The sequence below is a fragment of the Streptomyces sp. NPDC031497 genome, assembly GCF_055580905.1.
Map to the genome: position 1 here is coordinate 62,937 of NZ_JBVIKO010000022.1, position 20,698 is coordinate 83,634.

A 20,698-nucleotide genomic window follows, 5' to 3' on the forward strand; every position below is an offset into this window, starting at 1 on the left:
CCAAGGAGACCCCCCACGACGGCCCCGGCCTCGGCCTGCCCGTCGTCCGCCACCTCGTTGACGCCTCCGGCGGCACCATCACCCTCGACCCAGCCCCCGGCACCGGCCTGGACGTCGCCGTGCGGCTCGGAACACCTCGATCAGCGCCGGTGCCGGCGAGAGCGCGTTGACCGGCCCGGACGTGAACTCGACGCTTGGCGCCGGGACATCCAGTACGTTCGGCCTGAATGTCCCGGTGGTTGGCAGAGTCAGCCGATGCCGGTGACCTGCAGGGCCGTGGTCCAGTTGGTCTTGATGGCGCTGCGGGCAGCGGACAGGGTGATGGTGCCGGCGCAGACGGCGTTCTTCAGCTTCGTCTCCACTCCGTCCTTGGTGGTGGCGGTCTTCGTGCCGGAATACGGCTCGGGCCACAGGTTGCCGGTGCTGCGGGGCGAGCCGCCGAGTTCGAGGGGGACGAGGTGGTCCTCCTCGTAGTCGGCCATGTTGGTGTCGGAGTAGCCGTAGTCGATGATGCCCTGGGCCTTGAGGGGGTTGGTGTAGGACGTCGGGGGGCGGACGGTGGCGGTCCAGCCGGACACGCATATCGTGCTGTGAATGTTCGACTGCGTGACATCCGAGTTGTAGGCGCCCGGCGTACACGAGGAATCGGGCAGCGGCAGGTAGGCGTGGGAACAGGTCGACGCCTGGGCAGTGCCGGCCGAAGCGGCGATCATGCCCGCGGCCGCCAGGGCCAGAGCACAGGTAGTAGCGGTAAAGCGACGCATAGGGGGATCTCCCGCGGGATCGGCCCGGACAGTGGGGTACCGGGCGGCTGACGGCATGACACCACCGCTCAGGTCTATGCGAGTAGAGCTGCGGGATGAACAAGAGGCGACCTGCGCAATCCTTACCTCACCCTGACCAAGCCTTTCCCAAGCTCCCTGTTTCGCCGCAGACTCGGGCCGCTTCCCGCCCGGATCAAGACCCGCGCCCAGTACGAGCGCGTACAGCAACGCCGGCAACCCACCGGCCAGAGGAGCCCCGTCAGGGCTGGCTACGGCGGCTTCTTCCGGCTCCGCTGAGGCGCTTCTATCGGACTCCGGATGGTGAAGCCAGGTTGCGGCGACCTGAATCGGCCCCACCAGTGGCCGGCGTCGAGAACCGAGCAGGGCGATTCCAGGCCGCGTTAGGGAGCGCCGATCTTCACAGATCGGGGCCACTTCGGGACGCCTCCCTGGTCCCAAATGACGTCGCCGTAGCCACCGGCCACCCGCCCCGCACGTGTGACTGAGCATCCCAGTTGGCCACTCGTGTTCAGTGGCCTGCTTCGGAACCCGTTTCCGCAGGTCGGGGCGCCGCATGAATCGAAGGGCAAGGAAACGCCGTTCGGCCCGGCGTCGCAATGGCGCCGGGCCGAACGGTGAAGGCGTCCGGAACCGACCCTTCCGCGGTGCGTGAGTCCGTCGGCTTACAGGCCGCCGGTCTTGACCGGGAACTTCTGGATCGTCGCGACGACGATGTCGGGCTTGTCCGGGTCGACGAAGTCGACCGGCTTCTCCAGCTGGAACAGGTCGCCTCGCGGGGGGTACTGGGTCAGCTGGCCGAGGACCGTGAACCGGTTCTTCGCGTGCAGGACCAGCGGCTCACTGCCCGGCTGGTCGATGGTCATGGTGCAGGGGCTCAGGACCAGGGAGCACTCGAACTTCGGCGGGAACTGCTGCGTGATCTTCAGCCGGCTGGCCGGATCGACGTCGACGTCACTCTGTTCGAGGGTGATGGTGCCGCCCTCCGCTCCCCCGCCGTCCAGTGCGGCGAGTTCGGCGGTCATCTTGAAGCCGATCAGTCGCATCCGGGCGCTGTTGTTCGGGTCGTTCGGGTTGACGTCGAAGCGGTGTTTCCAGCCGCCGCGGAAGTCGACGGAGACTTGCTTGTTCCGGATCTGCAGGGGGGTGTTGATGGAAAGCGAGCTGCACGGGATCTCGGCACCGACCGGGGGAAGCAGGGGCATGCGGCAGTCCTTCGGGTAGCGGGGCGGGACAGGACGGGGGGACCCGTCACCCTCACCCTTGGGCCGGGCACGCCCCCACGCGAGCGACGTCGTCCATGCAGACCGCAGATTCACCCCACCGCGGCACCCCACCCCACAAGCACCGGCCGGGAGCGAACCTCTGCTGATGGACATGGCACATCTGCATGGACGGCGCGGAACACAGACTCGGGGCGTTCAGTCCGGCTTCGCGCAGGAAGGCCGGTCTACCCGCCGTGTTCCTTCAGATGACGTCGATGGCAGTGGACGGCGAGATGCGCTCACCGACGGTGAACTGCACGCTGGTGGGGCCCTGGGGGGTGTCGTCGGAGGCGCTGACGCAGACCCACATGACCGATCGTGATCCGGCGTCGGGGATGGCCAGGTCGACGTCCAAGAAGGTCAGTGTCTGGCCGTCGTCGGAGATGCTTCCCACGTACACGGTGATGTTTCCGTCGCTGCCCCAGACGGTCAGCTGGTGATCGGGGCTGTCCTGCGTACCGAACCGCATGTCGGCGTCGGCCGGAAGAGCTGCGGTGACCGTTTGCAGCGCGAGGGACTGCGATCCGCTGTTCTCCAGCTCCACACCCGGGTATACGGGTGCTCCTCCCCTCTCTGCGGTTACCGGGGCGCCGCCCGGCGAAACGGAGAAGTCCGGTGTGTCGACGATCGTCGTGGAGGGGGAGGTCTTTCCTCCGACGGTGAAGGTCAGGCTGGTGGACCCAAGCGCGGCCTCGTGGCCGGCGCTGACGGCGACCCACATCACCGTGGTCCCGGGCAGCTCCAGGTCGACGTCCGTAAAGACGAGTGAGGTTCCGTCCTCGGACAGGGTTCCCGTGTACTGGGTTGTTTCCTGGATGGCGTTCTGGACGGTCAGCTGGTAGTCGGCGAGTGTCTGCGTGCCGAAGAGCAGACCGCGGCCGACGGGCAGGGCGACCGTCACCGACACCGGGTCGAACGCCAGGCCGGCTTCGACATGTACTCCCGGGTACCCGGGAGCTCCACCCTGGACCAGCTCCACGTCAGGCGGGCCGCCGGGCGTCACCGTGAACTCCGACCACTGCAGCACGACCTGGCCGCGGTTGCCTGCGTCGCCGACGGGAGACTGGTACAGGGGATCGTTCTTGCCGCCCGCCTGGGTGCCGTTGCCCGCCAGGGTGCGTCCGCCGGTGACTCCAAGACCGTTCACAAAGCTGCTGCCGCCGGCCCCGCCACTGCATGCGCTGCTGCCGGCGATAGCGAAGCCGCCACCGCCGCCGGCGTAGCCGGCGCCCCCACCCGTATTGGCGCCCGCTCCTGCACCCCCGCCTCCGCCCATACCCGGGATCGGCACCTGGCCTCCAGGAACCCCGCCCCAGGAGGCGGTGGTGTCGCCGCCGTTCTGGCCGGTGTTGCCGCCACGCCCCCCACGGAAAATCGACTGTGGAGTGGTCCCGCCGGCGCCGCCGGTGGAACCCGAGGCTCCACGCGCCGGCGTCACTGTCCACCCGCTGCTCGTGTGGGTTTGTGCGTCAAAACCGCTGGCGCCGCCGCCCGCACCGCCACGCGCAGCGGCGTAAACACCAGTACCACCCGCTCCGCCTCCTCCGGCGATCAGAAGCGATCGCCCCAGCCGCTGGCTGAACAGGCCGCTCATACCGCCCCCACCGTGCGTGCCTCCTCCCAGGTCGACGACGACCCGCAGTGTCTCCCCGGGCACGACGGCGATGTTCCCGGTGGCGAAAGCGCCCCCGCCTCCACTGCTGGGTCCATATCCCCCGCCACCCCAGCAGCGGGCGTTGATCGTGGTGACGCCCGGGGGGACGGTGAAGTTCGCGACGCTGCCGGAATAGCCGAAGCGCCGGCTGTGGGTGTAGGGGGCGATGGGCGCGCTCGGGGCCGCTGCAATGGCCGCGCGAGGCTCGATTGAGATGGCGGATTCGAGGGGCGAGACAGTGGCTTCCTGGGTCATGATGTGCGGTCCTTTCGCTGAGACCGAGCGGATTCCAGTGGGTTCGCATTGCAGGCAGGCGGTCGCGTGAGGGGAAGGCCCGGCGTGTGTCGGGCGTTCTTCCGCGGCTGCCCTCCGTGCGGTTCGATGTCGTTGCCGGGGGCTGTGAAGTCGTGATCTGGCTCAGTCCGCGGCGCGGTCAGGGGCACGCGCGTTGTTCGTCCCCCGGGTCGGCGACGCCGTTTCCGGGGCTGTGGCTCATCTCGCCGGCATCGACGAGGGTGCCGATGGCGCGCCTGCGCAAGGAGTTGCGCCGGCTCCGCTCCCCCAGGGATTCGATGGCGTCGCACCAGATGTCGAGATCGGGAGCCGCACTGAGTTCGATGGAGCGAGCCTTGGCCCGGCGGGAGGCCCGCTCCCAGTTGCCGGGGTCCTGCAGGGAGGCCAGGGCGTGGATCCAGGCGTTGAGGTCGTCGCGGTAGGCGAAGATGCCGGCTTCGCCCAGGGACTCCACGAGCCCGGGGGTGGGATGGGCGATGACCGGGATGCCCGAGGCGAACGCCTCCACCGCGACCCGTCCCCAGGACTCGTACAGGCTCGGCATGAGCATCACCCGGGCCCGGCTGTAGACGTGTTCGCGCATCTGCTGTCCGGGTACCGAGTCGAGGACTTCGCAGTTGGGCAGCCGTGGCGGCGGCATGATCTGCTGCCCGTAGGCGCCACGGACACCGAGGAAATTCCATTCCGGGGTCCAGGCGGCGATCTGCCAGAACAGCTCTCCGCCCTTGTCGGAGTTGAGATTGACGAGCGTCGCGCAGCCGCCGGGCACCGTGCGGTACTCCTCCGCGAGCACCGGCGGGCGGACCACGATGCTGTTCCTGGGCAGGAACTCCCGCGGGTAACGGGCGTAGAAGATCTCACCGTCCCGCCGGATCCACTCGCTGTTGTAGACCACGAGATCGGCGCCCGCCGCGTTGTGGAAACTCACCGCGAAGTTGTCGTGACAGATCACCGCCAGCGGGATCCGCCGGTCTCTCGCGAGCCCCGCCACCACAGGCACATTCTCGAAATGGGACAACAGAACGTCCGCCCCCTGGGCATGGGCGGCGAAATCCAGGCCCTCCTGGAAGGGGACGACCTGCACCCCGTCGATCTCGTAGCTCTTGTCGATCCTTCCGGGGTGCGACAGCCACACCTCCACCTGGTGACCACGCTCGGCCAGCGGACGCAGCATCGAGTGCAGCATCCACTCAGAGCCGGCGTTGTGGTCCGGCGGATACCCGTACACCCGGGCCACGATCGACATACACCGCCCCGCAGGTGCCGCGGCCAGCCGATACGGGCGGGATACCACTGTCTCCACCGGTAAGAACCCCCTCTGAACAGATCAAAACGACGACGTCGGCGAATCAGACGGAGCCGGGCCCACCTGCGCTGCAACGACCGCCCCGGACACCCCCACCATCACGTCCGGCGGGAACGCCAACACCCGGGCCAACTACCCTGTGCACTCAACCGTATTCGTAGAGTGTCAGCCGTGGGCGGGCGTGCGGAAGCAGTCAACGACACAGCCCCACACGCCACTTGACCGCGCGAGCGCCCCCCACACGCCTCGCACCGGGACCGCAACGAGCGCCACCCCCGCACCTACCTGTTCGGTACCGCCCAAGGGCACGGCGCCGCTATCGAAGATTCGGGTGGCCGCCCTTCGATGGTGTGACTAGGGTCCGTCTTCAAACAGATCTCCCAGAGCCAGACGGTTTCAGCCGTTCGAGAGCCTCTTGCCGAGCGGGCGTAGGCCGGACTTGCGCCCGCTGCAGGGTGATCGTGCGCGAGGCGACGTATTGCCAGCGATCATTTTGCGGCTCACCCTATTAGGAACGGCGGTGGCTGTCCGCGCTAGCCGCCTATCCCAAAGTTGGATATATGTATCAGATCGAAGTAACGGAGCATGGCGAGACGTACCGCCCCCGCAGTCTGCGTGGCTACACACACACCGAGCAGGCCGAAGAGGCGAGAAGGAGCTTCCTGCTCGACTCTCCATGGGCTTCCGCCGAAGTCATAGAGCAAGATTCGTGAGGCTGCTATCCGGCCGGTAGTGGGCTGTCGCTGCATGGACGTCTGTCACGCTTTCGCGCTGCCCTCGAGCAGTTCCTGCATCAGCTGGGTACAGGCAGCGTGGGTATACGCACCCGCGAAGTGGCCATCACGCGTGCAGCTGCTCGGCGAGGGGTTTGTGGCCAGTCATCGGCAGTGACCCACTGGTGCGAGCAGGGCGCTGAAGTTTCACCTTCGAAGATCACCGGTTAGTGGATCATGGTGGGGTGATACGTCGCCATGAACTCACCGATCATGAGTGGGAGTTACTCGCTCCGCTGATACCGCGAGCCGCGACGGGACGGCCGCGGGTGTCGGACCGGAAGGTCATCAACGGGATAATCTACAAGATACGGACCGGGATCGCCTGGCGTGACCTGCCCGAACCATACGGGCCGTGGAAGACTGTTCATACGCGCTTTCGCCGCTACGCCCTGGACGGCGTGCTCACCCGAGCTCTCGAGCAGATTCAGGCCGAGGCGGATGCGGTAGGTGACATCAACTGGCTCGTGCAGATCGACTCGACCATCGTCCGCGCCCACCAGCACGCCGCCGCGACAGGGCGAAAAGGGGGCAGCACCGACCGGGCGAACCGGACGATCACGCCCTCGGCCGATCCCGCGGAGGACTGACCACCAAAGTTCACCTCGCCTGTGACGGCAAGGGCCGCCCGCTCGCGATCCTGCTGACCCCGGGGCAACGCCACGACAGCATCTGCGCACGCCCCCTCCTGGAACGCATCCGAGTCCCACGCACAGGACCAGGACGACCACGTTGCCGGCCCGACCAGGTCATCGCAGACAAGGCCTACAGCTCCCGCGGCTTCCGCGCCTACCTGCGTAAACGCGGCATCGCACACACCATCCCAGAGAAGACCGACCAGCAACGACACCGCCGCAACCGAGGCCGCAGCGGCGGCAGACCACCAGGATTCGACCGAGAGGCCTACCGCCGACGCAACGTCATCGAACGCTGCTTCAACCGCCTCAAGGGCTTCCGCGGCATCGCCACCAGATACGAAAAGACCGCGACCTCCTACGAAGCGGCGGTCACACTCGCGTCGTTCCTGCTCTGGGCGAGATCTGTTTGAAGACGGACCCTAGTTCGCCGGCCGGGTGAATCCGCCATTGATCACCCCGTACAGCGCCGCTCCGGCGACTACGAAGATCACAACCCTGTGCGTGACCTCCGAAACGGAGACCCGGCTGTGCGCCTTGCCCGTACCCGCCGCACCCTGATCGCCGCGCTGTTCGCGCCCCTCGCCCTGCTCACCCCCACCACCGCCCACGCCACCACCGCGGCCGCCGGGCACCTGCCCGTACGCCACGCGCCGGGTGAGACGATCACCCTGCTGGTCCGTGACGCGCTGGCCGCACTGCCCGTCGCGGACGAAAGCCGCGCCGGCTACTCCCGGGACAAGTTCCGCCACTGGACCGACGCGGACAAGAACGGCTGCAACACCCGCGCCGAGGTCCTCCTCGAGGAAGCCGTCACCGCCCCCGAGATCGGCGCGAAATGCGCGCTGACCGGCGGCAACTGGTACAGCCCGTACGACGACCGCTACCTCGACAGCGCCAGCAAGCTGGACGTGGACCATCTGGTCCCGTTGGCTGAGGCCTGGGACTCCGGCGCCTCCGCCTGGACGGCGAAGGAACGCGAGGCCTAGGCCAACGACCTCGACGACTCCCGCGCGCTGATCGCCGTCTCGGCGGCCTCCAACCGTTCGAAGGCCGACAAGGACCCCACCGACTGGCTGCCCCCTCCCCCGGCTACGGGTGCACCTACATCACCGACTGGGTCGCCGACAAAACCCGCTACCAGCTGAGCATCGACCCCGCCGAGCAGAACGCGCTCACCGAACAGCTGGCCGCCTGCCCCGACCAGCCCATCACCGTCACCCTCGGCCACTAGGAGGGCATGCGTCAGGCCCGTCACCATGGCGGAAAGCAGGTGACGGGCCAGAAGGAGAAGGCGGTACGCGACGGCAGCCGGCGCTGCGCCCGGGACATAGGCGCAGCGCCAGGGAGAGAAGAGAGGGAGTGCCGGGGCCGGGCCCGGGGGCAACGGCCCTGGGCATCAACGGGCAGGTCAGCGGTGGCCGGCACCGCGGTGGTCACGGTTGTCCCCGCGGTGGTCGCGGTCGTCGCGACGGTGGTGGCCCCAGGAGACCTCGTCGACGAAGCGGCCGTGGTCGTTGCGCAGGGTCGCGGTGTCGGAGTCGTTGTTCCACACGTAGTTGCGGCGGTCCTGGTAGACATCGGCGAAGCGGTCGCGGCCCTCCCCGGTGTGGACCCGGACCGTGGACCTGCCGTCCAGGCGGAAGCGGTCGAAGGTGTAGGTGTGACCCGCCTCGTCGGACAGCGTCCAGCCGTCCAGGTTCACTGCCCTGCCGGAGGTGTTCGTGACGTCCACCCATTCCTTGTTGAGCGACCAGTTGGAGCGGTCGTCACGCCCCGGGGAGTCGTACTGCACGTCGCTGATCACGACCGCCCGGTCGTGCGGGCGGGCGGCGGGCTGGCCGGCGGCCGCGGCGGGCAGCGCGAGCGCACCCACAGCGGCGGCGGCCACGGCGACGGTGGCGGTGGCGGTGGCGGTCAGACGACGGGCGGAAACTGATACGGACACGAGGTCCCCCTTCTCGGGGCCGGACACCACCGGCACCTGCAGCATGAAAGCCGCAGGCCAGCCGGGGTGCGTTGTGCGGGTCGGCGGCCAGGTCGGCCGCACACCCACACCTTGCCCACGATGCGGCGACGATGTGTCGGACACGCGAAGGCCGTAACGGATTCTGCATATTTCCATGACTCTCGCCTGTAACATCCATGTATGCGGCGAATGCGCAAACTTGACGGAACGTCACCCAGAAATCCCGGTGCAGCAGCGGTATCGCCGGGACGGACCGCTGCCTCAACTCCTCCTCCAGGGCAAGACCGTCACCCGAAAGTGCGTAACAGCCGCTGACCTCATGCCCTCTCCAGGCAGCGCGCCGGCACCTGCCCTCCGGGGACAATCCGCCACAGGCTCCCGCCGCCGCACTCGCGGTACTGCGACCACCCGCCCCTGCCCATCACGACCACACACGACGGCACCCGCTCGCCCCGGCGCAGGTACCGCACAATCGGCGAACGCGTCGTCGCGACCGGGCCCTCGTTCCACGCCGGCTTGCGCGCGGGAACGCGCTGTACGGCCTTCCAGGTCGAGGTGCACGGCGCGGCTGCGGCCGCCGTGGTTCGCGGAGCAGCCGAAAGGGCAGTCGCAAGGACGGCGACGACGGCGGCCGCCGTGGTGAGCAGACGTCGGGGCAGGTGCATAGGCCATCAATTCCTGCCCCGGGCAGACCGGTCACGGCCGCCCGTCGTAGATCACCCGCAGGAGCCAGCCGGGCAGCTTGTCTGCCCGGCACCGCGCGCGGCACCTGCCGTCGCGCGCAACGGGGACACCTGCGCGGCCGCCCCTCGCCCGCCGCCCGAAGCCTGTTCCACCCACCCACAACAGCCGTGCCTGACGGCCCAGATCGCTGGGTCCTGGTCCTGGCAGCAGAAGGTGACCGTAGGACCGGGACGTTGGCGGCGGCTGGGAAACCCGGTACGGCTGGGTGTTGGAATCCCGTGGCTATTCGCGAGTACCTGGACGGGTCAGTTCTCCTATGGCAGCTTCCAGCGTGTCCAGTGCCGGCTTCAGGTGGTCGTGTTCGGTGCCGAAGTCGATGAGTTTGCCTGACGCTTCGATGAACATGCGCACGTCTTGGTGTTTGGTGGACAGCACCGCAGTTCCTTCCGGTGAGGCCAGCCGGATGAACAAGCGCTCTCGCTGAGACGGTGACGCCTCGTCAGGCCAGATGGTCACATCGCCAATACCGGTTGTTTCAACCAACCCTACTTTGAGGAGATCGCGAGCGAAGATCCATACCGTTTCGTCGGCGGCTCCTACTTTGAAGCGCGCTTCAACTGCGTAGGGGTCGGAGGCCCGGTAGGTGAGTCGAGTTCGCAGGATCTGCGTAAATGACTCGCGCTTTTCATCGTGGATGCACATGGGAATGTCAACATGCTGAGCGCGGACGCCATCTACGGTTGTCGCCCACAGCCGGACCTCGTCGGCCGTCCGTTGCCATCGCGTCAACGATGGCAACGGCGTACTGCTTCTCTCATGCCCGCGGCCCATTGATTTGGGCAGCATCAACCCACTGCTGGCCCTGAGATAGCCCGAGGCGGCGAACCGCGCGACGCGAAGCCTGGCCAGCATGGATGCAGGCGCGAGCAGCGACTCTTCCCTGGAGTCGTCAGCCAGTGCTGTTGCCGGTTCCAGCGTCGGCCGGATGAACTGTTCGAGATCGTGCACGCGCCGCTCATATCGCATGCCCGCATTGCAGACCGACGCTTGAAGTCTGCATTGCTGCTGTAGCTCGACATGGAATGACGGCAGCTCCTTTTTACAGCCGATCAGGTCGGCAAAGCCTTGAATAATCCCACCAAAGACAAAGCGGAAAGTGATTACCCGTTGGGAAAAGTTCGGTACGCGCACACTTTTGAATGTCGATGGCGCAGCGCATGTTCCCGGGTCGAGGCGTACTCTGCCCAGCACAGAGAGGTTTCCGCCTTCACTGGCCAATAGCCAGTCAATTGGCCCATGGTTGATCAGCGGCGGGTACAGGATTACTGATGTCGTCGACCGCGCGCATGCACTCGCTCCGCGGCGTTCCATGCGCGCTGTAAAGCCGTGCGTGCGGCGTTCGCCTGACAGCATCACCCACAAATTTCGCGGGGATTCGACGTGCCAGAGCAGCGATCCGGGCTGGAGGCGGCTGCGGTGCGGGCTGCGGTCGACAATCCGCCAGCGGTGCCAGGCGAGAGCATAAAGGAGGCCAAACGAACGGCTCTTCCCGCTTCCCAACGGGAGCACAACACCGGTTTGCAGGAGTGTTCGATCGCGGGTGCGGTCTCGTCCCGGGGAAAGCTGGGGGGCTTCCTCGTCCACAGTCGGTTTCCGCTCGCTGTTACTGGGGGGCAAAACCGCCAGGTCCGCAGGATCGGGCTGCTGCGGTTTCGGCGTGTTCTCCTCGCGGGCGGTGACGTTGCGTGCAGTGTGCTGTCGCCGGACGGCTTGGGTCATGCGGCGCCTGGCCGTAGCAGGAACGGTGCTTGTCTCTGCCATGACGTGGGGGGCGCCCAGGCTGGAGGCGTCGAGCAGGGCGTCGAAGTCGTCGTCCATCGCAACAACGTGTTCCATGGGTTCGTCCTTCCGGACGGTCATCGTGCTCCCCCTTCCCCGAGGTCGGGCTTCTCGGCGAGGTCGGTGAGGATGCGGGCGCGGAGCCGGCCGATGCGGCCCTCCAGTGCCTTCTCCGTCAGCCCGACCTCCACGGCCGCCTGCTGCTGGGTGTAACCCAGAGCGCGCAGGGCGAGGCCTTTGCGGACCTTGGTGTCGGTGATGTGCGGGAGGATGCGCTTGATCTCGTCGTGGGTGGCGGCGGCGTAGAAGGGGTCCGTTGCGCGCTGGTCGGGGATGTCCCGCTCGCCGGGTCCCGGGTCGGGGTCGGCAGCGGGGAGGCTCAGCTCAGCCTGCCCTAACTGCAGGCTGCGGAACCAGCGGATATAGACGGGGCGGAACGAGCGGATGGATGCGCCGACGAAGTAGGTGGTGAGGCTGGCGCCGCTGTTCGGGTTCCACTTGCCGCGGACGAGGCCGTGCTCAACGAAGAGGTCGAGGCCGGCGATGACGGTGTCGGTGGCGACCTCGGCTCGTGCGTCGGCGTCCCAGTCCGGGGTGGTCATGTGGACGGGCACAGGGCGGCCGGCACGCCGGGCGTGCGTGAAGATCTCGCCCGTGCCGGTCCACTTGGTGATGGTGCGCCAGCCGTAGTCCATGAGCCGGGTGGTGGTCTTCTCGTAGCGCGGGCCCTCGAAGTTGTCGCCGCGCAGGATGTCGACGATGCGGGCGTCGGCGGCGTGGCGGGTCCGGTCCGGTGCGTACCCGGTGAGGGTGTGCTCCAGGTTCAGCAGGCCTTCGGTACTGAGCTCCTCCAGCTCTTGGTCCTCCTGCAAGAGGCCTTGAGGGGCTCCCCCGTGGCACATCTCTCCCGGCACACTCGCTCCCTTGCGCTCTGCCGCCCCCGTGGGCCCCGTTTTCCAGCCTGTCGCGGATGTCATAGGCGTCGGCCGCGTCCTTCCCCTCGCGAAACCCACGACTAATTTCTGTGACCCACGTCACGTTGTGTGGAGCAAGGGGAAAAGCGCGGTCCGGAGCTAGAGCATTCACGACCGGACAACACCCGGCCCCCGAATCCCCGTTAGAACGAATGGAGTTCACCGTGACCCACAACACTCAGCAGTCCGGCGGGCAGCAGCCGCTGCTCGGCCTCCGCAGCGCCATCGTATTGATCTTCGGCGTGCTGACCGGCATCGGCGCCGGCCTGTTGACCTATCTCGCACAGCGTTCGGTTCCCGCCGCCCTGCTCGCCGCAGGCGCCGGATTCGGGGCAGGCGTCCTGTTCTTCCACACCATCATCAGCTGACCCGAGCAGTACCCCGGGGGGGGGTTGGGGGGGGGGGGGGGGGGGGGGGGGGGGGCCGCCACCCCCCCCCCCCCCCCCCCCCCCCCCCACCCCCCCCCGCTACCTGCCCACGTGTGTGACGTGCGGGGGATACCGAGCCGGTTCGGCTGACAACGATGACCAAGGCAGACACACTCTGTGCCTAACAGATCATCAGAATCGGGCCGGGGGGTGCCGTAATGGACATCAAGGCAGTGGGGGCAGCCGACCAGGATCTGCTGACGGCCGTCATCGGCCTGGGCGACCGCAACCGCAAGACGTTGGGGTTCCTGCCGCACGCGGTGTTCCGGCAGGCCGCCGCGACCGGCACCCTGCTGGCCGCCGTGGAAGGCCCGCAGTTGGCCGGCTATGCCCTGTACGGCCTGCCCGGCGACCGGGTACGCCTGACACATTTGTGCGTCGACGACCGCTACCGCGGCCAGGGGGTGAACGACCGGCTCGTCGATGCCATCTCCGCGCGGCATGCCGACCGGCTCGGCATCATGCTCAAGTGCCGCAATAACTACGGCCTGGAAAAGATGTGGACCCGGCTGGGCTTCCAGATGCGCACGGAGGTCGCAGGCCGCTCGGATGCACGTGAACCGCTCGTGGTGTGGTGGCGTAGCCATGGCCATCCCGACCTGTTCACCGATGTGGAGTCGCCGGCGCTGGTGACTGCGGCGATGGACTGCAACATCTTTGCCGACCTGCACAGTCTGCTGCCGCGCAACGGTGCTCAGGAGACGAAGGCGTTGGCCGCCAACTGGCTGGTGGACCTGGTGGAACTGGTCGTTCTGCCGCAACTGGTCACTGAGATCCACAACGGCCGTCATGCCGGCGAGCGCAGGGCCCAGATCCATGCGCTGATGCACTACACGCAGCCCGAACTCGAACACACCGACCGGGAACGGGTGCGCAGGGAGCTGGTCCAGGCAGCCTGGGAGGATCTGGGTATCGGGCTTCCCCGCACTCCCAATGACGATGCGGACCTCGCTTACGTCATCCAGGCCCACGCCGCGGGCGTGCAGCTGCTGGTGACCCGCGACGAGGGTCTCATCGCCCTCAGCCCCGTGGCGGAGAAGGTGTGCGGCGTGCGAATCCTGGGACCGACCGACCTCGTGCTGGCCGTCGATGAACTGACCCGCGCGCAGGCTTACCAGCCCGGGAGTCTCCTCGGCACCGCCCTGACCACGACGGCTGTCGCCGCCGGCCAGGAGCAGCAGCACCTGGTCTTTCTCAACAAGCCCGGAGCAGAGAAGCAGAAGGCTTTCAAGAAGCGGCTGCGGGACTTCGCCGCCAGGCCCGACCAGTGGGTCCGCCAGCAGATCACCGATGAGGACGGCCGTCTGCTGGCCACCTTCTGCCACCAGATCCGCGACGGTGAACTGCAGGTTGCGCTGCTGCGCGTGCTCGAGCAGCATCCTCTCGGCGCCACCCTCGCCCGTCAGCTGCTGTTCCTGCTGCGCCAGCAATGCCGCAGCGAGGGCATCGAGGTTCTCAGGTTGAGCGACCCCTGCCCGCAGCGCGTTGTCCTTGAGGCCGCCAAGGAGGACGCCTTCCGTCCGACCGACGACGGACTCGTCGCACTCGTCCTGGACCGGCTCACCGACGCCCCAACCCTCGATGCCCACGTGAGCGCACTCACCGAGCGGCTCGGCCTGACGCTGCCCCCGCTCACCACGCAGCTGTCGGCGACCGCGGCGTCCGCCGTCGAGCACGCCTGGTGGCCGGTGAAGATCACTGACGCCGACCTTCCGGTCTTCCTCGTGCCCGTCCGCCCGAGATGGGCCTACGAGCTGTTCGGCTACCCCGAGGGACTCCTCTCGCGTGACGACAGCCTCGGTCTCAGCCGTGAGCACGTCTACTACCGTTCCCCGCGCCCTCGGGGGGAGACCGCCCCGGCACGCATCCTCTGGTACGCCAGCAGTGACGAGACCCTGAGTGTGTCCGCCGTCTTCGCCTGCTCACGGCTGGAGCAGTGTGTGACCGATGACGGCGAGCGCCTCTACCGTCAGTTCAGGCACCTCGGCGTCTACCGCCGCAAGGACGTTCTGGAAACCTCTGCCAAGTACGAGGGACGGGCCATGGCCCTGCGTTTCTCCGACACCGCGCTGTTCCCATCTACGGTTTCCCACCGGCGACTTGTCGAGCTCGGTGCTCGGTACGGGCAGACGGTCAACGTACAGTCGGTCTTCAAGATCTCCCCCGACCTGTTCCGCGCCCTGTACGAGGAAGGCCACCGACCGCGGTGAACACGCCCGAACGAGCCCTGCTTCTCTCGCTCCATCCGCGGTTCGCCACAGCCATCCTCACCGGCGACAAGACCGTCGAACTCCGACGCCAGCGCGTCGCCGTCCTGCCCGGCACACCAGTGGTCATCTACGCCACTTCCCCCGTCATGGCGCTGACGGGAACAGCCCGGCTGACCGGCGTGGACACCGCCGCTCCCGGGCAGATCTGGCGCCGCCACCGCACCGCCTGCGGCATCAGAAAGAGCGAGTACACCGCCTACATGGACGGCGCGGCGCACGCCTCCGCCCTCCTGCTGGATTCCCCCCGCCTTCTGTCCAGCCCGGTGCCCCTCGACCACCTCCGCGCCACCAGCACCTTCCACCCGCCGCAGAGCTACCGCTACCTCACCCCCGAGGCCCTGCGACAGCTGGTAGCCGGACACGAAGCCGCCGACGAACTCCTCGACCAGATCCCCATCCCACCGGCACCCGCTCTCACCCCTCCCGGCACTCCCCCACCACCTGTGCCCGTGTCCCCACCCGCACAAAGACCCGGTCCCCTGCGCTCGGCAGCCCTGGCACCCGGCACGCCCGTGGGATAACCACGCGCCACCATGCGCCACCACGCGCCCACACCACCACATCCGGCTCAGCCCCCTACGAGTGCGAGGTCCATGGCCAACGTTGCCGAAGCAGCCCGCCACGGCGGCCCCGGACACCCCGGGGTCTTTCGGTTCGCGCCCGTGACGGGTGAAACGACCGCATCGCTGATCCGGCGCACCGCTCACTGCTACGGGATGGAAGCGCAAGCACTGAGCTCGTACTGGCAGTGGCGCAACCACCCGCCACGGCACCCGGGGCCGGGCGAGCGGAATGCGGAGGTGCTGCTGAACGCGGCCGGCCGGCAGGTGCTGGCGCGGCTGTGCGGGGTGGAGGAGAGGGTTCTGGCGCGGGCGCTGCCGTCCTTTGGGCTGCGGGACGGCAAGCTGCCGGAGGGGCCTCCGAAGGCGGCATGGCGGACGGCCGGTGGTGTGGCGGGTCCGGCCTCGTTCGGCTGCCGCCTGTGTACGGCCCGGCGCACAGGGGCGGCAGCACCTGCGCCTGGCGGACGGTGTCGCCGCCTAGAACAGCCTGCAGTCCCTCATCATGGTCGGTTCCGCCTACACGACCACGATCGCGGCCCTGGACACCGGGAACTAGCTGACCTGACAGAGCATCACCCTGACCGGAATCAGCTTCGCCATCACGGTGGCCGCGATGTTCACCGGCTACTACAAGTTCCGCGAGTTCGGCGAGGACCGAGAAGCCGAGGCGCTGAAGCTGTTCACCCAGCGCGTCGTAGATCATCGCAACGAACAGCGCCGCCGCCAGCAACAGCTGGACCAGCCCGCCCCCTCCAGCCAGCCGCCGGCGACCTGACGGCCAAGCGTCCGCCGGCGTCAGTGGCCGCTGGCATCGAGGTGCCGGGACGGCTGACGCACCCGGCGCTCTGCACTACACACTCGCGCGTGCGCAGTGCCTGGCCCCGCCGCACCGTCATGCCCAGCTTCACGGGCCGGCTCCACCGGCCCTTGTTCAGCGCCCCTGTCCCTGGCCGCGGCGCTGGGTGGGACGGGGCGTGCGGCGCGGAGGGCGGGACTGCCGGGCCGGGCCCTCGGCCGGCTGAGTCGTGGGTGAGGAGAATCCGCCGGGGATGCCCGGTCGTGCGGGCATCGGCACCTGGGCCGCCGGCCCCTGCCCGTCCCGGCGCCGGCTCACGCCGGAAGGCTGGGCGGCGCGGGCCAGGATGCGGGCGTTCGGGATCAGTGGAGCGCACGCCTGACAGACTTCTTGGAGTGTCCAGACGCGGCCGACGAGGGGATCGTGCTGCAGGACCAGCGCCACACCGCCCGCGCAGTGAGCGGGCGTGTCCGGGTGGGCGGCGCACTGCGTGGAGCCGCAGTGACACCAGGCGTTGGCGTGGGCGGTGGCCACCCGGGCATGGGCGGCAGCGTGCTGGGCGGCGAACGCCCTTAGCCCGGCGAGGTCTTTGGAACGGGGCGGCATCCGGCAGGCCGCGGTACTGCAGCTGACGGTGGCGGTCCGGTCGGCATGCCCGGTCAGACGGACCGTCCAGACCCGGCCGGGGACACGCTCGGTGGAAGGCTCGCTGGCAGCAGTTGTCACGGGCATCCGTTCCTCAGGGAGTCGATAGCAGCAGTCCACTATGAGCTACCCGTCGCCGGTGTGGCGCCACCTCTGCATTGAGCTTGGGGTCACGTTCAGCGTCGTGGACTGCCGGGCACAGTTGCAGAAGCTGCGGACGGTCTCGGGATCGTGGACACGTCTGTGGCCCCAGCCGTTGGGGCTGGGGCCACAGTATGTGCTCGTGGTCGTGAAGGGGTGGTCGCCTACGCGGCGAAAGGCTCCATGAGGCTTCAGCCGAACGATCATCCTCATGGGCAATAGGTGAGGCCCGGGGACACTGTCCCCTTCACAACCACGCTGTCTGTAACGCGGGCGGGTGGCTGGGCATTCCCATCCACGCGGCCGGGTGGTGGGGCCTGAGGTCAAAGGGCGGGCCGCACCCAGCACCACCCTTACCGACAGCCCGTTCCAGACCCTTCCTGGGTACCGGCCCCCACCCCTGCACACTCCACCACCACGCCCCGGGAACCCAGCACTTTTCACACATGCGGTAGAGCTGAAGAGCGGGATAATCGCGGCCTCCAACCGCTCCAAGGCCGACAAGGACCTCACCGAATCACCGAGCAGCTCGCCGCCTGCCCCGACCAGCCCATCACCGTCGCCCTCGCCCTCGCCCTCGCCCACTAACCTCCAACAACACAGCGAGGCCCCTGGAATCCGCCTGGACCACTGATCAGCCTTCGTGGCTGATCCTCTCGCAGGGCTTGCGTAGCTCGCGGTACAGCGTGGAGCGGTTGCCGCCGAGCTCGGCGGCAACTTACTCGGGCATCGCACCGCCCGTGATCCGCTGGTCGACGCCGGCTCCGCCGTCGTCGTATTCAGCGATGGCGGAGGCCAGTTTCTCGCGGACTCTCCTTGTCAGCGGATGTTCACGGACCAGAACCCGCAAGCAGTCGGTGAGGGTCCGCTCCAGCAGCGGAATGGCCCTGCCCGGATCCCCCGCCGCCAGGTAGGCGGCTGCGATGTTGTTGCGGGTGGTCAGGGTGTCGGGGTGGTCGTCGTCCAGCGCCCGAAGCTGGTCGGTGAGGTTCTGCTCCAGCAGCGGGATGGCTCGGCCCGGATCCCCCGTCGACAGGTAGGCCACAGCGAGGTTGTTGCGGGAGGTCAGGGTCTCGGGGTGGTCTTCGCCCAGCACCCGCATCATGCCGGTGAGGGTCTGCTCCAGCAGCGGAATGGCCCGGCCCAGATCCTCCGCCGACACGTAGGCGTGGGCGAGTTTGTTGCGGGTGGTCAGGGTGTCCGGGTGGTCTTCGCCCAGCACCCGAAGCCGGTCGGTAAGGATCTGCTCCAGCAGCGGAATGGCCCGGCCCAGATCCCCCGCCGACACGTAGGCGTGGGCGAGTTTGTTGCGGGTGGTCAGGGTGTCCGGGTGGTCTTCGCCCAGCACCCGAAGCCGATCGGTAAGGATCTGCTCCAGCAGCGGAATGGCCCGGCCCAGATCCCCCGCCAACCGGTAGGCGCCCGCGAGGTTTCCACGGACTCTCCCTGTCAGCGGATGGTCGGGGACCAGAACCCGCAAGCAGTCGGTGAGGGTCTGCTCCAGCAGCGGAATGGCCCGGCCCAGATCCCCCGCCGACAGGCAGGCGTCCGCGATATAGGCGCTCGCGAGGTTGTTGCGGGAGGTCAGGGTGTCCGGGTGGTCTTCGCCCAGCACCCGCATCATGCCGGCGAGGGTCTGCTGGAACAGCGGGATGGCCCGACCCACGTCCCCCGCCGCCAGGTAGGCCTCCGCGAGGTTGCTGCGGGTGGTCAGGGTCCCGGGGTGGTCGTCGCCCAGCACCCGACGCCGGTCGGTGAGGGTCTGCTCCAGCAGCGGAATGGCCCGGCCCAGATCCCCCGCCGACAGGTAGGCGCCCGCGAGGTTGCTGCGGGAGGCCAGGGTCTCGGGATGGTCTTCCCCCAGCACCCGACGCCGGTCGGTGAGGGTCTGCTCCAGCAGCGGAATGGCCCGGCCCAGATCCCCCGCCGACAGGTAGGCGCTCGCGAGGTTGTTGCGGGAGGTCAGGGTGTCCGGGTGGTCTTCGCCCAGCACCCGCATCATGCCGGCGAGGGTCTGCTGGAACAGCGGGATGGCCCGACCCACGTCCCCCGCCGCCAGGTAGGCGCCCGCGAGGTTGCTGCGGGTGGTCAGGGTCCCGGGGTGGTCGTCGCCCAGCACCCGACGCCGGTCGGTGAGGGTCTGCTCCAGCAGCGGAATGGCCCGGCCCAGATCCCCCGCCGACAGGTAGATGCACGCGAGGTTGCTGCGGGAGGCCAGGGTCTCGGGATGGTCTTCCCCCAGCACCCGTTCCAAGATGGTGAGGGCGCGCTGGAAGTGGCTGGTAGCGCGGGTGAACTGGCCCTGGCCGTGGAGGAAGTGCCCGGTGCGGCTGACGAGGCTCGCGGTGGCGTCGAAGTCGGTTTCGGCGGGTGCGTCGTCGGCCAGGGCTTCAATGTGAGGGAGCAGGGCACGCCAGGCGGGCCATGTTTTAGGGGTGTCCCAGGTAGCGGGCAGGGTGGCGTGCAGTTGGGTGGTGGCGAGGGTGCGGGCCTTGTTGACGAAATGGGGGGTGCGGTGGGGGTCATTGGGGTCGGGGGTGCGGGCGACGGCCTGGACGAGCCGGTGGACGGCCAAGGTGCCGGTGGTGGAGTCGGGTGTGACCATGCTGTGGGCCGTCAGGAGGCTGAGCGCGGCGTGCAGTGCGGGCGGGTTGGCCAGGCCGTCCAGGACACTGGTGGGGATCTGGTCGGGTGCGTACCAAGCCAGGAGGCGCAGGAGGTCCGCGGCCAGGGGCTCCCGGTCACTGATCTGGTCTAGGGTGATACGCCAGATCCGGGCGATGGTGCGCTCGGGCGGGGTGATGCCGATGGCACCTTGGCGATACACCACCGCCGGATGCTGCTGGAGCATTCTCAGATAGGCGCGTGGCGTGGTGAGCGGGCTCTGGGCCAGGTAGGCGGCCACCTGTTCGACGGCCAGGGGCAGGTGGCCGAGTTCGGCACACAGTTCGGCGGCACCGTTCAGTTCGCGGGTGCCTGCTGCGGTGGCGATGCGGGTGAGCAAGTTCAGGGCTTCGGTCTCGTCCAGGACGTCCAGGCGTACCACGGTGGGGATCGTGTGCCAGGGAGTGGCAAGGCGGCTGGTGATGAGGAAGCGTCCCCCCGTGCTGGCGCGGGCCAGGAGCGGGGCGATGTCGGCGGGGTCGTTAACGTTGTCCAAGATGAGCAGCCAGCCGCTGTGAGTGGCCAGCCACTGCAGAGCCCACTCCGCCAGCGCCTCGTTCGGCAAGACGTGGGACAGGGCTGGCTGCAGGGCCCGGGCCAGGTCGGCTAGTCCCTCCTGCACGCCGACGGGGCTGTCGGCAGTGATCCACCGGATCGGGGCGTGGCCATGCGGACGCGTGGCGGCCCAGTGCGCGGCCAGAGTGCTCTTGCCAATCCCGCCCAGCCCATGGATGGCCTGCACCACCCGCACCGCCCGGACCGGCGAGGGCCACATCCAGCCGCTCCAGCTCGCGGACGCGGCCGACGAACAGCCCCGGACGCACCGCGAGGGTGTCCAGCCCAGCCGGGGCCGCGACCTCTGCGGCCGGCCGGAGCGCCTCCGGCGGCAGGGAGACTGCCCGGGCATGGTCCCCGGTCAGCACGGGCGCGTAATTGCTCTCCCCGATCGCGACGGCCCGCTCGGCACTCGCCTCCGCCCTCGAGCCGTGCCCGGTGACTTGCGGCTGTGGTTGCGC

Annotated in this window: 14 protein-coding genes and 1 pseudogene; 6 read left to right on the top strand and 9 right to left on the bottom strand. The window is 68.4% G+C overall.

Annotated elements, in window-relative coordinates:
- Positions 1-248 precede the first annotated feature (248 nt).
- The 4 genes from ACZ5K7_RS35440 to ACZ5K7_RS35455 all read right to left on the bottom strand — a co-directional run bounded on the left by ACZ5K7_RS35440 (position 249) and on the right by ACZ5K7_RS35455 (position 5,241).
- Positions 249-764, bottom strand: coding sequence for a hypothetical protein (locus ACZ5K7_RS35440; protein ID WP_468920127.1), 516 nt, complete (start codon positions 762-764; stop codon positions 249-251).
- A gap of 683 nt (positions 765-1,447) precedes the next feature.
- Entirely contained in the window at positions 1,448-1,987 is a 540-nt protein-coding gene (locus tag ACZ5K7_RS35445; RefSeq protein WP_468920130.1) for a hypothetical protein, read from the bottom strand.
- Positions 1,988-2,249: 262 nt separating this feature from the next.
- Positions 2,250-3,194 (bottom strand): hypothetical protein, encoded by a 945-nt coding sequence (locus tag ACZ5K7_RS35450; protein WP_468920132.1) that lies wholly within the window; start codon positions 3,192-3,194, stop codon positions 2,250-2,252.
- Between the two features lie 940 nt (positions 3,195-4,134).
- On the bottom strand, positions 4,135-5,241 hold the full coding sequence (locus ACZ5K7_RS35455) for a glycosyltransferase family 4 protein (RefSeq protein WP_468920134.1): 1,107 nt from the start codon (positions 5,239-5,241) through the stop codon (positions 4,135-4,137).
- Between the two features lie 1,021 nt (positions 5,242-6,262).
- Between ACZ5K7_RS35455 and ACZ5K7_RS35460 the strand changes: the two genes are divergently transcribed.
- Both ACZ5K7_RS35460 and ACZ5K7_RS35465 read left to right on the top strand, forming a co-directional pair.
- Positions 6,263-7,122 (top strand): IS5 family transposase gene (locus ACZ5K7_RS35460; protein WP_468920341.1). Its coding sequence is split into 2 segments (ribosomal slippage): positions 6,263-6,629 and positions 6,629-7,122, totalling 861 coding nucleotides; the frame shifts between segments, so codons are not numbered across the junction.
- A 144-nt stretch (positions 7,123-7,266) separates the two neighbouring features.
- Positions 7,267-7,943, top strand: a pseudogene (locus ACZ5K7_RS35465) (HNH endonuclease family protein).
- 177 nt (positions 7,944-8,120) lie between these two features.
- Here ACZ5K7_RS35465 and ACZ5K7_RS35470 read toward each other — a convergent pair.
- The 3 genes from ACZ5K7_RS35470 to ACZ5K7_RS35480 form a co-directional block, all read right to left on the bottom strand.
- Complete coding sequence (locus ACZ5K7_RS35470; protein ID WP_468920137.1) at positions 8,121-8,702, bottom strand: lamin tail domain-containing protein; 582 nt, start codon at positions 8,700-8,702, stop codon at positions 8,121-8,123.
- Positions 8,703-9,644: 942 nt separating this feature from the next.
- Complete coding sequence (locus ACZ5K7_RS35475) at positions 9,645-11,282, bottom strand: SsgA family sporulation/cell division regulator (RefSeq protein ID WP_468920140.1); 1,638 nt, start codon at positions 11,280-11,282, stop codon at positions 9,645-9,647.
- Positions 11,279-12,073 carry a hypothetical protein gene (locus ACZ5K7_RS35480; RefSeq protein WP_468920143.1) on the bottom strand — a complete coding sequence of 265 codons (795 nt, stop codon included), beginning with the start codon at positions 12,071-12,073 and terminating at the stop codon, positions 11,279-11,281. The genes ACZ5K7_RS35475 and ACZ5K7_RS35480 overlap by 4 nt, the downstream gene beginning before the upstream one ends.
- A 266-nt stretch (positions 12,074-12,339) precedes the next feature.
- Here ACZ5K7_RS35480 and ACZ5K7_RS35485 point away from each other — a divergent pair, with 266 nt between their 5' ends.
- The 4 genes from ACZ5K7_RS35485 to ACZ5K7_RS35500 all read left to right on the top strand — a co-directional run bounded on the left by ACZ5K7_RS35485 (position 12,340) and on the right by ACZ5K7_RS35500 (position 16,211).
- Entirely contained in the window at positions 12,340-12,543 is a 204-nt protein-coding gene (locus ACZ5K7_RS35485; protein WP_468920146.1) for a hypothetical protein, read from the top strand.
- 299 nt (positions 12,544-12,842) lie between these two features.
- Complete coding sequence (locus ACZ5K7_RS35490) at positions 12,843-14,813, top strand: GNAT family N-acetyltransferase (RefSeq protein ID WP_468920148.1); 1,971 nt, start codon at positions 12,843-12,845, stop codon at positions 14,811-14,813.
- Positions 14,810-15,394 (top strand): ASCH domain-containing protein, encoded by a 585-nt coding sequence (locus ACZ5K7_RS35495; protein ID WP_468920150.1) that lies wholly within the window; start codon positions 14,810-14,812, stop codon positions 15,392-15,394. Before ACZ5K7_RS35490 ends, ACZ5K7_RS35495 begins: the two co-directional genes overlap by 4 nt.
- 646 nt (positions 15,395-16,040) lie before the next feature.
- Positions 16,041-16,211: a hypothetical protein gene (locus ACZ5K7_RS35500; RefSeq protein ID WP_468920152.1), complete on the top strand. Its 171-nt coding sequence runs from the start codon at positions 16,041-16,043 to the stop codon at positions 16,209-16,211.
- A 156-nt stretch (positions 16,212-16,367) separates the two neighbouring features.
- On the opposite strand, the gene ACZ5K7_RS35505 is transcribed toward ACZ5K7_RS35500, so the two are convergent.
- Together ACZ5K7_RS35505 and ACZ5K7_RS35510 are read right to left on the bottom strand one after the other, a co-directional pair.
- Positions 16,368-16,964 (bottom strand): hypothetical protein, encoded by a 597-nt coding sequence (locus ACZ5K7_RS35505; protein WP_468920155.1) that lies wholly within the window; start codon positions 16,962-16,964, stop codon positions 16,368-16,370.
- A gap of 772 nt (positions 16,965-17,736) precedes the next feature.
- On the bottom strand, positions 17,737-20,457 hold the full coding sequence (locus tag ACZ5K7_RS35510) for a tetratricopeptide repeat protein (protein WP_468920157.1): 2,721 nt from the start codon (positions 20,455-20,457) through the stop codon (positions 17,737-17,739).
- Positions 20,458-20,698 lie beyond the last annotated feature (241 nt).